This is a genomic window from Delftia sp. PE138 (genome assembly GCF_018320755.1).
Lineage (GTDB): Bacteria > Pseudomonadota > Gammaproteobacteria > Burkholderiales > Burkholderiaceae_C > Comamonas > Comamonas tsuruhatensis.
This window is the reverse complement of the sequence record NZ_JABEPN010000007.1, coordinates 128,444-140,379: the sequence shown is the minus strand read 5'-3', so window position 1 is coordinate 140,379 and position 11,936 is coordinate 128,444. Positions and strand designations below refer to the sequence as shown.

The window sequence follows — 11,936 nt, the reverse complement described above, 5'->3', positions numbered from 1 at the left end:
AAGGGCCCTGTCGTGCAAACAAAAAAGGGGCCAAGAGTAGGCAGGGATTTGGTGCGATCAGGCTTTGAGCGGCAGCTCCTTCTCTCTATCGTTGCTCGCACTTGCGCTTTTCCTGGGAAGCCTGCATGCCCGCATCCAAGCACTGGCTTCTCTCCACAGGGTTCAGGACCAGCGGACCCAGCCAAACCGCCAATGCTGTCAGCGCCAAGGGCAGCACCACCAGCACCCACAGCATCCACTTCGCCTCACGTCGGAAATGCCCGGAGACTCCTGCGTTGGGCGATGCGGGATCTTTCATGGCGATGGCTCCGCTCAACTGCACAAGCGCAGATTGGTGCGCGCAGCCTTGAGCATGGGCAGCACCACATCGGCATCGGTGGGTGGATAGGCCTCGCGCAGTTCCTGATCCGTCTTGCCGGCTTCCTCGGCCAGCGGGGCCAGGGTCTGGCGGCAGGCGGCTGCGTCGCCCGAGCGAAGCTGCGCCAGCGCCAGGTCGTTGCGCAGCCAGCCCTTGGTAACGCCGGTCAGCACCTCATCGCAGTCCTGCAGCACCGGCGCCAGCGTGGTCAGCGCCAGGCGGTAGTCCTTGGCGTCGTACGCGCGCTTGAAGTTTCTGCGCGATGCGGCAATGGCCTTGTCCGTGCAGCCGGGTGTGGGCCGAAGGTAATCGCCGCCAAACCAGGCCCGCATGCCGCAGAAGTCCCGGCATGCATCGGCGGTGGCCGTGTCGACCCCGACGCGCTGACCGGCAGGCGTGAAGTCCACGGCGCAGGCCGAATTCGCCATCCTGGCCCGGCCGTTGGTGATGGTGCCTTCCAGCTCACAGGTATGGCCATTGGCTCCCACGGTCTGGATGTGGAACTTGCCGCCAGCCTGCACCACCAGATCGCCACCCCCGCCTTTGCGGACATAGGTGCCCGGTGATGGTGTGGTTTGCTGTGCACTGGCTACGCCGATGTAGCAGGCAAGAACCAAGGACGGCAGGCGTAGCAGGTGGACGGCGAGTTTCATGGGCAGGGGCTTGGGAGTTGCGGTGTAGATGGCCGGCGCCGGAATTGCAGCGAGTGTATCGATGAAGACCATTGGCCTTGGCAACGCCGTTTGTCTGGTGACCGTGTGGTGCGGCGCACAGTTACATTGCTCCTCCATAAAGCCTTGGTCATTCATGGAAACCACAAAGCACATCAATCCAGACCACTATCTGGAAACAGAACAAGGTCGCCTGTTCACCACGGAACGCAGTGCTGCCGCATGGGAGTTGGCGTACCGGGACTTGGACAAAGCACTGTCTGTCAGCTCGCCCGCGACCAAGCTCTATGTGGTGGTGGGGGTGCAAGCTGCAGGCAAGAGCAGCTGGATTCAACAGAACGCCGCAGCGTTGGGTGGTGATGCGGTGTTCTTTGATGCCGCCCTTCCGAAGACGGTGCATCGTGAGCGTGCCATTCAGATTGCCAGATCACATGGCGTGCCCGTAGTCTGTATTTGGCTCAAAGCCGATTTGCAGACCGCCTTGCGGAGGAACACGCAGCGGCGAGCCGATCACCAAGTGCCGGAGCAGGCCATTCGCAGCGTGTTTGCCATGTTCGATCCGCCGAGTGAGCAGGAAGGGTTCGCGGTAGTCCATATCGACGACACCGAGCCGGCCCCCGGGAGCTCCATCCAGCCCTTGGGGCCGCGCCAGTTCCCGTCCCTTCAGGATCTCGACCAGCAGGTGATTGTGGGCTGGCGAGCTTGCGAGATGGCGTTGGCCGAAGGCGGCCGCTGGGATATGGATGAATCAGGTCGGCAGCACTGGGTACCTGGCGAAGCAGTCTGGAGCCATCCGCAGGTGCCCTATCTCCAGTTCATCGAGATTTGGATCCAACTGATGGACGGACGTGTCTGGTCAATGCTTTCCCGTATCGACGATGGCAGCGGGTTTCACGGCCTGTACCTTGTGACTCCAGAGGCGTCTGAGTCGGGTCCCGGCGTGCCTGCATCCATTGGTTACCGTGACCGACTGCTGGCTGAGTTGCCCTTGGGTCTTGTGCGGATAAAAGACATGCGCCGGGATGCAGATGGCTTTGTCGTGGAGATGTGCATGCACATCGGCCAGAAAGTGGTTCGGTTCCTGTCAGGGGAGGTCTATGAGCGGGGTCAGGGCCTGTTTGAAGTCATAGAGCTTGATGAATCGATACTCGTCCAGATAGAAAGCTAGATGCAGCGAGGCATTGGGCAGCAATCGCTGATGTGCCTTTTGCCGTCGGCATGTCCTGATGTGGAAAGCGCGCAGAGACAGGCCCCTCACAACCCCAGATGCAAAGCCTCCCCCGTCCCCTGCGCAGGCACGGCGCAGCAGATCAGGGCCTCGCCCGCTGGCACGGCGAAGGAGGGTGGCGAGGCATAGGTCACCCCGCCCTGCAGCACACGCGTGCGGCAGTCGCCGCAGCTGCCGCCCCGGCAGCCGAAGGCGGGCTCCAGCCCCCGGGCCTCGGCCACTTCGAGCAGGCTGCCGTCGCCGGGCTTCCAGCGCGCTTCCTTGGCCGAGTCGGCAAAGATGATGCGGACAGGCTGTGTGGCGGGTGCAGGCAGTTCGGCGGCGGGTGCTGCGCCTGCCATGGAGCGCTTCAGGGCCGAGGGACCGAAGGCTTCTGCGTGGATGCGCTCGTCGGGCACGTTGCGTTCGCGCAGGCCGTCATAGGTGGCCTGCATGAAGGCGTCCGGGCCGCAGAGGTAGAAGTCGTAGTCGTCCCAGGGCAGGGTGGCTTTCAACAGGGCCATGTCGATGTGGCCCTCATGGTCGTAGTCGCGGCCGGCCTTTGCCGTGCCGGGCTGGCTGAGCGTTCGCACCCAGTGCACCTCGGCATTGCCGGCCTTCACCAGTTCGGCAATCTCCGTGTCAAAGGCCCGTTCGCTGCGCGTGCGAGCCGCCTGGAACAGCCAGGTGGGCCGCAGGCTGCGGGTGCGCCGGCCTTCGTGGACGATGTGGCGCAGCATGGCCAGCAAGGGCGTGATGCCTATGCCCGCGGCCAGCAGCACGGCGGGGCGGCGCAGGGCCGCATCGGCGGTGAAGCTGCCAGCGGGCGGACGGGCCTCGACCAGATCGCCGGGCTTCAGGCCATGCAGATGGCTGGATGCGCGGCCTTGCCTCTTGACGCTGATGCGCAAGCGCCCGTCCGAAGGCGCCAGCGACAGCGTATAGGTGCGCTGCAGGTGGCTGCCGTCCGCCAGTGTGAGGCGCAGCGGCAGGTGCTGGCCGGCCAGGGGGGCCACCGTGGCCATGCCATCGGCCGGCTCCAGGTAGAGCGAGCGGATGGTGGAACTCTCATCCACGACCTGCGCCACCCGGAACGGCCGCCACTGCCGCCCCAGCCGGGCGGCGGCCAGGCGCTGGCTGGCATCGGCCCAGCTTCCGGTCATCTGCAGGTGGGGCGACCAGCCGTCGGCCGCCATGCTCCAGCGCAGCGGCAGGGCGTCGGGCCTGCGCACGATGCGGCGGGGCTTGAAGGTCCACAGGCGCTCGGCACCCTCGAAAGCGGCGATTTCCGGGGAGTCGAGAATGACGCTGGCCTCGCCCGTCATCTGCAGCATTTCCCCGGTTTCGGAGTCGATGAACAGCAGGCCCGCCTTGGGATTGACCAGGAAGTTGCCCAGGGTCATGAAGAACAGGTTGCCCGAGAAGTCGGGGATGGTCAGCGTTCCATCGGCGTTGATCCGCACAAAGCCCGGCTTGCCGCCACGGTGGGAGACATCGACCTGGCGCAGGCCATCCTCCCCATCAACGTAGGACGCCACGTAGAACGTGTCCGCCTGCGCAATCAGCTCCCGCGCGCGCGGGTCCAGCGATGCCAGTTCGACCGCCGGCACCTGCGTGGGCTCGCCCGCAGGCCGGACGAACCGGACGCTGCGGTTCTGGATATAGCGCGGGCAGTTGCCGAAGCTCTGGACCACGCCGATGTCGAAGGCGTCCGCCCCATCAACGCCTGTCTTGCGCCGCACGGTGCCGTTGAGCCGGTTGCGCCGGCGCGTCATGGGGTCCATGCCCAGCAGGCCCACGGCATGGCCATCGGCCAGGCCCGGCTCGGCCGGGTCGGCCGCATCGCGGCCCGCCGCCACATGCAGGGTCAGCGGGTCGGGAGAGTGCAGGAAGCCCGGCTCACCAGCCCGTACCGTGGCCCAGGCGTCGCCTTGCGCATCCACGCTGCCCAGCACCACGAAATGCAGCAGCGGATAGAACTCTCGGTGCTGGTCCAGCAGGAAGGGGCGCAGGAACTTGCGGCCCGGCATGTCCATGCGGCCCACGACGCCAACGCTTTGCTGGATCGCCAGTTCGCCCGCATGCCAGGGCGAGGCGGGGTTTTGCAGGGGTTGCGGGTGCATGGTGCGCTCCTTTGCCGGGGTTTCAGGTGAGGTGTGGCTCAGGCACTCAGGCCCGCAGGCCGGCCGGTGTCTGGGCGAATGCCACGAAGCCCGGCAGCGCCTCAATGCGGCCCAGCCAGGCGCGCACCTCGCGGTAGGGTTGCAGGTCCACATTGCCCTCGGGCGCGCTGGCGATGTAGCTGTACAGGGCCACGTCGGCAATCGTGGGCGCGCTGCCGGTGAGAAAGGGGCGGGTGGTCAATTGCGCCTCGATCTTGCCGAGGATGGCGTGGGCGCGGGCTATCACTTCCTCGGCCTGGAAGGAGGCCTTGAACACCGTGACCAGCCGGGGCCGAAGGCAATGGGGCCGGCGGCGATGCTCAGCCATTTCTGGATCTCGGCCTCGGCCCGGGCGCCCAGGGGCATCCAGTCCTGGCGGTCCAGCTTGCGCGCCAGGTAGACCAGGATGGCGTTGGAGTCGGCAATCACCGTACCGTTGTCATCCAGCACCGGCACCTGGCCCAGCGGGTTCAGCGCCAGGAATTCGGGCTTCTTCTGCGCGCCGTTGGCCAGGTCCACATGGACCAGCTCATGCTCCACGCCCAGCAGGCCGAGGAAGAGGCGGGCGCGGTGGGCGTGGCCGGACAGGGGGAAGTGGTAGAGCTTCATTGCGGTTCCTTGGGGTTGGTGAAGGCGCCTGTTGTCGGCGCCACGGGACGTATCCTCCTTCTCCGCCCGCATCTTTAGAATCCCTGGCGGCGGCAAGTCACTCTTGCGGGAACGCGAACAAAGCGCCGGCGCAAACCTGGGCAAACCTGGGCAGTCCTGCGCGGGCCGCTCGCAGCCGGGCAGACATACGACACAGACAAGGCAGGCACAGATGGATCGCTTCCAGTCCATGACGGCATTTCTCGCAGTGGTGGACACGGGCGGCTTCGCCTCGGCCGCACGTCGGCTCAAGGTCTCGCCTTCGGTGGTGACGCGCGCGGTTTCCGACCTGGAGGAGCGCCTGGGCGTGCGCTTGCTCACGCGCACCACACGCTTCGTGCGCGTGACCGAGGCCGGCACGGCCTACGCCGACAGCTGCCGCCGCATCCTGGCCGAGCTGGAAGAGGCCGACGAGCATGCCGCCAGCGCCCACGCCGCACCGCGTGGCCGGCTCACGCTCACGGCGCCCGTGAACTTCGGGCGCATGCACGTGCTGCCCGTGGTGCACGACTACCTGGGCCGGTTTCCCGAGGTGGACGTCAACTGCTGGTTTGTGGACCGCGTGGTCAGCCTGGTGGACGAGGGCGTGGACGTGGCCGTGCGCATCGGCGATCTGCCCGACTCCTCGCTGCAGGCCATCCGCGTGGGCAGCGTGCGGCAGGTGCTATGCGCTTCGCCCGCATACCTGGCCAGCCACGGCGTGCCCCAGCGGCCCGAGGAGCTTGCGCAGCACACCACCATCACCGCATCCGGCCTCACCTCCACGCCCGAATGGCGGTTTCTCGAAGGCGACAAGGCCCTGGCCGTGCGCCTGCAGCCGCGCCTCATGTCCATGACCAACGAGGCTGCGGCAGACTGCGCCCTGGCCGGGCAAGGCATCACGCGCCTGCCGCTCTACCAGATCGCCAAACCCGTGCAGGACGGCGCACTGCGCCTGGTGCTGGAGCCCTTCGAGCGGCCGCCGCTACCGATTCATGTGGTGCACCGGGAAGGGCGCCATGCCGCGCACCGCGTGCGGGCCTTCATCGATATGGCGGTGGATGCGCTGAGGGTGGCGGCGTTGAGGTGGTAGCGGCCATTGCCGGGAAGCCATCTTCCGCGCATTGCAAACCATGTGCACCAACGCCGAATCGCTGGATTGCGGCTTTGTCGATCAGGCCGAGGTCAGGCGCAGGGAGGCTGCGCAGGTGGCTCGGGAAATGACTCTGGGGTTGGGCGCGTAGGCAAGCATGGCGTTTCTATTGGGAGAATCGGGTTGTTTCTCCCTGCAATAGATAGGCAAATGCCATTTCGCCGGACGGGGGATTCTTCAACTTGAAGCGAGTGACATTCAGAACACCGTGCCAGCCCGGTGGATGTGAATAGCCATCAATCGCCGTCAATTTGAAATTCTGCCATTTTCCATGATTGTGGAATTCGCCTTTACCGTTGCGAACATGCCAATTGACTTCTCGAACGCGCAGGCACTCGGTTCCATTGGCTGTGTTGTCATTGCACGGCACATGTTGCGCTTCGACTTCCAGAAGAATCGGCTGGCCCTCACTTCCGTACTTCGTTATTGGTGTGGGTTCGCCGTTCAATTCCCAGCGGCTGCCATCGGCAAGGCGCAGTTGCAGATGGGGCGGTGCGTTGGCGATTGCCGTTGTCAATGTGTAGTGGAATTTCCTTGACAGTAAGTCACTCGCCCATTTTTGCAGCTCCATCAATGGCTCGGGACACCCGACCATCGTGTAGAAGCCGGGCTTGATCTGGAAGCCTCCATCGGCATCCATCTCATATTTCCAGCTCATGAAATTGCATATCCGTGTGCCGAAATCTCCATCTTTGGAGAACCAGAGCTTTATTGGGGGGCTGTCTGGTATTTTCCAATTCTTTTTCTCTTTGCCTACGGCATCGAAAGCCTGTTGCAGGTTCCATTCGTAGGCGGATAAATATTCCGCGTCCTTGTTTTGATGCGGTAGCGCACTTTGGCTGGCAACGTGTCCCATGCCGTGGCTTGCAGTGGACAAAAGTATGGCTGCCAGGAATTGAAGAAAAGCTTTCAATTGAAGCCCTCAAGGTGGTGACCAGAGAACCCGCTATCGCAGGGAAGATGCCTCGACCCAGATCGTATGCCCCGGGTGGTGTTCCTCAATGGTAGACACGGCATCGTCGATCAAAACGCGGTCCTCCAGCGAGTAGGCAAAGCGGCTGAGGTTGGGCCATTGTCGGGCGGCGTAGTCGGCCTCGGAAATCGCGTCGCTGCCGCTCCAGATGGCGTCGTTTTCGGTGGCGGCGCGAAGTGCCTGTGCCAGGCCGGTAGGTGTGATCGCCAGGAAGATCATGGGCATGTGGTCCGGATGTTGATGGGGGACAGTTTGCCTTCGATGGCCAATCCGCCGAGCCAGCCTGGATCAAACAAAATTAGAATGATAGTCATTCTCGTTGTCGATTCATCACCTCTCCCCGGCCATGCCCACCCCTTCCGCTTCTTGGACCGCTGCGCGCTGGCACCAGCTTTTCTGTGCCTGCCAGCAGCAACTGGTGTCCTATCTGGCCGGCAAGACCGGCAGCCGTGATGAGGCGCAGGAGCTGGCCCAGGAAACCTGGCTGCGCCTGGCCGATGCGCCGCCGCAGCTGCCCGATGGCAGCTCGCCCACGCTCGAAGCCGCGCGGGCCTACCTGTTTGCCACGGCCAAGCATCTGGCGATAGACAGGCTGCGCCAGCGCGGTGCGCAGCAGCGCTGCATGGACGACTGGGCGCAATTGCAGCCCGAGGCCGAAGGCGATGTGGCCGACCGCGCCATGTACCGGCAGGCACTGGCCGTGGTGGAGCGCACGATTGCAGACCTGCCCGAGCGCATGCAGGCCGCCTTGCTGGCCCACCGCCTGCATGGCGAGCGGCAGGCCGACATCGCCCGGCGTCTGCAGGTCTCCCTGAACACCGTGGAGCGTGACCTGATGCAGGCCGATGCCTGCCTGGAAGCCGCCTTGCTGCGCTGGCGCGGCGGGGTGGAGGCGGGCTTGCAGGCCTCTTCCAGAAAGCGGCGGCGGCGTGCCCTTGGCGCACTGCTGGGCGTGGCTGGCATGGCCTGCGCGGCCTGGCCTGCCTGGCAGATGTGGAGCCGCCGCGTGCTGTGGCAAGGTGAACTGGCCAGCGCCACGGGCGTGCAGCGCAGCCTGGAGCTGCCCGATGGCAGCGTGCTGCGCGTGGACGCCGCCAGCCGCGTGGCGCTGACCTACCGTGCCGACCTGCGACAGGCACAGCTGCTGGAAGGCGCTGCCTTCTTTGCCGTGGCCCGCGATGCGGCACGGCCCTTTGTGGTGGAGGCCGGCCCCCTGCGCGTGACCGTGCTGGGCACGCGCTTTGGCGTGGAACTGGAGCCCGATGCGGTGCGCGTGCAGGTGGAGTCGGGCCAGGTGCGGGTGGAGCATGCGGCCACCGGACGCAGCCAGTTGCTGCAGGACAGCCAGTCGCTGCGCATTCCCCTGGACGGCGGGGCAGGAGATGCCGACGGCGCTGCCTGGCAGCCGCAGCTCCAGCAACGGCCCGCGGCCTGGCGCGAGGGCGAGCTGGTCTTCGAGCAGGAACCGCTGGGCCGCGTCGTCCACCGTCTGGGCCGCTACACGCGGCGCCGACTGGTGGTGGAGGAGGGCGCGGCGCAACTGGCCATCAGCGGCCATGTGCGCATTGCCCAGACCGAGCGATGGTTGCGCGGGCTGCCGCAGTTCGCCCCGGTGCAGGTCAGCGTGCTGGACGACGGCGGCCTGCGGATTGCGCGGCGCGGCGGGCGCGCGGAGCCGTGAAGTTTTTTTCAGGGTTTTTGGGAGTGACTCGTATTTGCATATGAAAGGCCGGGCGCCCTGCCTGTGCCGGCGATTCGCAATGAGCCTGTCTTCCAGAAAGTCCTTATGTCCGCTCCCAAGTCCTCCCGATTCCGATTCCGCCTCCGCCGCACAGCGGTTTTTCATGCATGTGCAGGCCTGGTGCTGGGCCTGCAACTGCAGTTGGCCGCCGCGCAATCGGTGTCCTTCGACGTGCCGGCCCAGCCGCTGGCCCAGGCGCTGAGCCAGTTTGCGCGCCAGGCGGGGCTGCAGCTCACCTACTCCTCCGAACTGGTGCAGGGCCGGCAGGCCCCGGCGCTCAACGGCAGCCACGATGTGCGCCAGGGCCTGGTGGCATTGCTGCAGGGCAGCGGCCTGCAGGGCCGCATCGAGGGCGGCACGCTGACGCTGCTTCCCGCTGCGGCCAACGCGCCTGAGAATGCGCACCGCCTGTCCGAGATCACCGTGACGGCCGGTGACCAGTATGTGAGCCTGCTGCCCGCACCCTACGCCGGCGGGCAGGTGGCCAAGGGCGTGCGCCTGGGCGTGCTGGGCAATACCGGCAACATGCAGGCGCCGTTCAGCACCACCAGCTACACGTCCGAGGCCGTGCGCAACCAGCAGGCCGGCACCATCGCCGAGGCGGTGAACCGCGACCCTTCCGTGCGCTACACCGTGCTGCCGGGCGGCAACGTGGACAACCTCTATATCCGGGGCTTTCCGATCTGGGAAGGCAACTCGGGCGAGATCGCCTTTGACGGCATCTACGGCATTGCCCCCAACTACCGCGTGCGCACCGAGTACGTGGACCGCATCGAGGTGGTCAAGGGGCCCGGCGCGCTGCTGTTCGGCATGTCGCCCAACGGCTCGGTGGGCGGGGTGATCAACATCGCTCCCAAGCGCGCCAATGAAGATGTGGCGCGGCTGACCACGGGCTGGACTTCGGACAGCCTCTGGCGTGCCCATGCCGACTTGGGCCGGCGCTTTGGCGACGAGGCCCAGTACGGCATCCGTGTGAACGCCAGCAAGTACGGCGGCGATACGTCCATGGACCATCAAAGCACCGACGGCCATGTGCTGGCCGTGGCGCTGGACTACGAGGTGGAGCGCTTCCGCGCCACGTTGGACCTGCTCTCGCAGGACGAGCGCATCGACGGCGTGGGCCGGCCCATCATGCCCACGGGGCTCTCCTCCATGCCTGCTGCGCCCGACGGCACACTCAACGTGACCCAGCCCTGGGAATGGTCCAGGAATCGCGAGCGCGCCGTGCTGCTGCGCACCGAGCTGGACCTCACGCAGCAGCTCACGCTGTTCGCCAACATCGGCCAGTCGCGCGCCAATGTGGACCGCATCTATGACTCCGCCCCGCGCCTGACCAGTGCGGCGGGTGCCACCAGCATCACGCCCACCTATGCGGTGTTCGACGTGGACCGCAGCACCATCGACGCGGGCCTGCGCTCGCGCTTTGCGCTGGCCGGTGTCAAGCATTCGGTCACGCTGCAGCTGGCCAGCTACCGCGAGGATTTCCACCGTGCGCTGCAGGCGGGCTCGGCGGTGGCGTCCAACATCTATGCGCCTGTTGCCCATGCGCCGCAAAGCATTGCGCGGCCTTCGGCCATTCCGCGCATTCATGACAACCGCAACACCAGCCTGGCCCTGGTGGACACGCTTTCGCTGCTGCAGGACAGGCTGCAACTGTCGCTGGGCCTGCGCCACCAGGCCATCAAGTCCACCAACTACAACGTGCTCACAGGCGGCACCGCCAATGTCTACGACGAGAGCGTGACCACGCCCGCCGTGGGCGTGGTCTGGCGCCAGGCGCCCAACTGGAGCCTCTACGCCAACTACATCGAAGGCCTGAGCAAGGGCGACATCGCCCCGCCCGCCGCCAGCAACTACGGCGAGGTGCTGCGCCCCTACAAGAGCCGCCAGTACGAAGTGGGCAGCAAGTACGACTTCGGCAGCTTCATGGCCACGGCCGCCTTGTTCAGCATTGAAAAACCCAGCGGTGGCCTGGACCAGGGCGTCTACAAGACCAACGGCGAGCAGCGCAACCTGGGCATGGAGCTGTATGCCTACGGCGAGGCCGCGCGCGGCCTGCGCCTGCTCGGTGGCGTGACCTGGCTCAAGCCCGAGATCACGCGCTCGGCCACGCCTGCGCTGGTGGGCAACCGGCCCATCGGCACTTCGCGCCTGCTGGCCAACCTGGGCGTGGAATGGGATGTGCCCGCCCTTGAGGGCCTGACCCTGGTCGGCGACCTGGCCTACACCGGCGCCCAGTTCGTGGACCAGGCCAACCGCCTGCGCATCCCGGGTTGGACACGCACCGACCTGGGCCTGCGCTATGCCACCCGCATCGCGGGCCGCAAGACCACGCTGCGCGCCACAGTGCAGAACGTGGCCGACCGCAAGGCCTGGGCCGGTGTCACGTCCTGGGGTGCCGTCTCGCCGATGATTCCGCGCACCTTCGTGGTGTCGGCATCGATGGATTTCTGAGGTCGGCGCGGTGGCTGGGCGGGCCGCGCTCTATGCTTGAGGCATGAACGCAAGCAAGACCCTGCTGATCGTCTACCACTCCATGACCGGCGGCACCCGCCAGATGGCCGAGGCCGCGCGCGACGGCGCAGCGGCCGAAGGCCAGGGCGTGCAGGTGCGCCTGCTGCACGCCTGCGAGGCCGGCCCCGACGATGTGCTGTCCGCGGACGGCTACCTCTTCGCCACCCCGGAAAACCTGGCCGCCATCAGCGGCCAGCTCAAGGACTTCTTCGACCGCAGCTACTACGCGGCGCTGGACCGCATCAACGGCCGGCCCTATGCCAGCCTCATCTGCGCCGGCAGCGACGGCCAGAATGCAGCCCGCCAGATCGCCCGCATCGCCACCGGCTGGCGCCTCAAGCCCGTGGCCGAGCCCCTGATCATCTGCACCCACGCCCAGACCACCGAAGCCATCCTGGCGCCCAAGCAGATTGCCGCAACTGAGCTGGAACAGTGCCGGGCGCTGGGGGAGGCGATGGGGGCCGGGCTGGCGCTGGGGGTCTTTTGAGGGTTGCCAGCATCTTGGGTGGCCTACATTTCTTGGTGGCCCG

Annotated in this window: 10 protein-coding genes and 1 pseudogene; 5 read left to right on the top strand and 6 right to left on the bottom strand. The window is 66.1% G+C overall.

All coding sequences use genetic code 11. The annotated features are described in order from the left end of the window. Nucleotides 1-85: 85 nt before the first annotated feature. Both HFGMBDPB_RS22210 and HFGMBDPB_RS22205 read right to left on the bottom strand, forming a co-directional pair. Complete coding sequence (locus HFGMBDPB_RS22210; RefSeq protein WP_043790383.1) at nt 86-298, bottom strand: hypothetical protein; 213 nt, start codon at nt 296-298, stop codon at nt 86-88. Nucleotides 299-312: 14 nt separating this feature from the next. After that, on the bottom strand, nt 313-1,011 hold the full coding sequence (locus HFGMBDPB_RS22205) for a hypothetical protein (RefSeq protein WP_043790381.1): 699 nt from the start codon (nt 1,009-1,011) through the stop codon (nt 313-315). A gap of 154 nt (nt 1,012-1,165) precedes the next feature. Here HFGMBDPB_RS22205 and HFGMBDPB_RS22200 point away from each other — a divergent pair, with 154 nt between their 5' ends. After that, the gene (locus HFGMBDPB_RS22200) at nt 1,166-2,197 is read left to right on the top strand and encodes a P-loop nucleotide/nucleoside kinase family protein (RefSeq protein ID WP_212646274.1); all 1,032 of its coding nucleotides are present in this window, start codon (nt 1,166-1,168) and stop codon (nt 2,195-2,197) included. Nucleotides 2,198-2,283: 86 nt separating this feature from the next. On the opposite strand, the gene HFGMBDPB_RS22195 is transcribed toward HFGMBDPB_RS22200, so the two are convergent. Further along, nucleotides 2,284-4,359, bottom strand: coding sequence for a 2Fe-2S iron-sulfur cluster-binding protein (locus tag HFGMBDPB_RS22195; RefSeq protein ID WP_212646273.1), 2,076 nt, complete (start codon nt 4,357-4,359; stop codon nt 2,284-2,286). Nucleotides 4,360-4,405: 46 nt separating this feature from the next. Continuing rightward, a pseudogene (locus tag HFGMBDPB_RS22190) lies at nt 4,406-5,007 on the bottom strand (glutathione S-transferase family protein). Nucleotides 5,008-5,218: 211 nt separating this feature from the next. Between HFGMBDPB_RS22190 and HFGMBDPB_RS22185 the strand changes: the two are divergent. Beyond that, nucleotides 5,219-6,118 carry a LysR family transcriptional regulator gene (locus tag HFGMBDPB_RS22185; protein ID WP_099751217.1) on the top strand — a complete coding sequence of 300 codons (900 nt, stop codon included), beginning with the start codon at nt 5,219-5,221 and terminating at the stop codon, nt 6,116-6,118. Nucleotides 6,119-6,284: 166 nt separating this feature from the next. Here the strand turns inward: HFGMBDPB_RS22185 and HFGMBDPB_RS22180 are convergent, their stop codons facing one another. Beyond that, entirely contained in the window at nt 6,285-7,091 is an 807-nt protein-coding gene (locus HFGMBDPB_RS22180; RefSeq protein WP_212646272.1) for a DUF4377 domain-containing protein, read from the bottom strand. Nucleotides 7,092-7,124: 33 nt separating this feature from the next. Continuing rightward, nucleotides 7,125-7,376 (bottom strand): hypothetical protein, encoded by a 252-nt coding sequence (locus HFGMBDPB_RS22175; protein ID WP_223275196.1) that lies wholly within the window; start codon nt 7,374-7,376, stop codon nt 7,125-7,127. A 121-nt stretch (nt 7,377-7,497) separates the two neighbouring features. Here HFGMBDPB_RS22175 and HFGMBDPB_RS22170 point away from each other — a divergent pair, with 121 nt between their 5' ends. From HFGMBDPB_RS22170 to HFGMBDPB_RS22160, 3 genes are all read left to right on the top strand, one after another. Next, entirely contained in the window at nt 7,498-8,832 is a 1,335-nt protein-coding gene (locus tag HFGMBDPB_RS22170) for a sigma-70 family RNA polymerase sigma factor (RefSeq protein WP_212646271.1), read from the top strand. Nucleotides 8,833-9,012: 180 nt separating this feature from the next. Further along, nucleotides 9,013-11,346, top strand: a complete 2,334-nt coding sequence (locus tag HFGMBDPB_RS22165) for a TonB-dependent siderophore receptor (protein ID WP_349305389.1) — start codon at nt 9,013-9,015, stop codon at nt 11,344-11,346. Between the two features lie 43 nt (nt 11,347-11,389). Continuing rightward, nucleotides 11,390-11,893: a flavodoxin family protein gene (locus HFGMBDPB_RS22160; protein ID WP_046238385.1), complete on the top strand. Its 504-nt coding sequence runs from the start codon at nt 11,390-11,392 to the stop codon at nt 11,891-11,893. Nucleotides 11,894-11,936 lie beyond the last annotated feature (43 nt).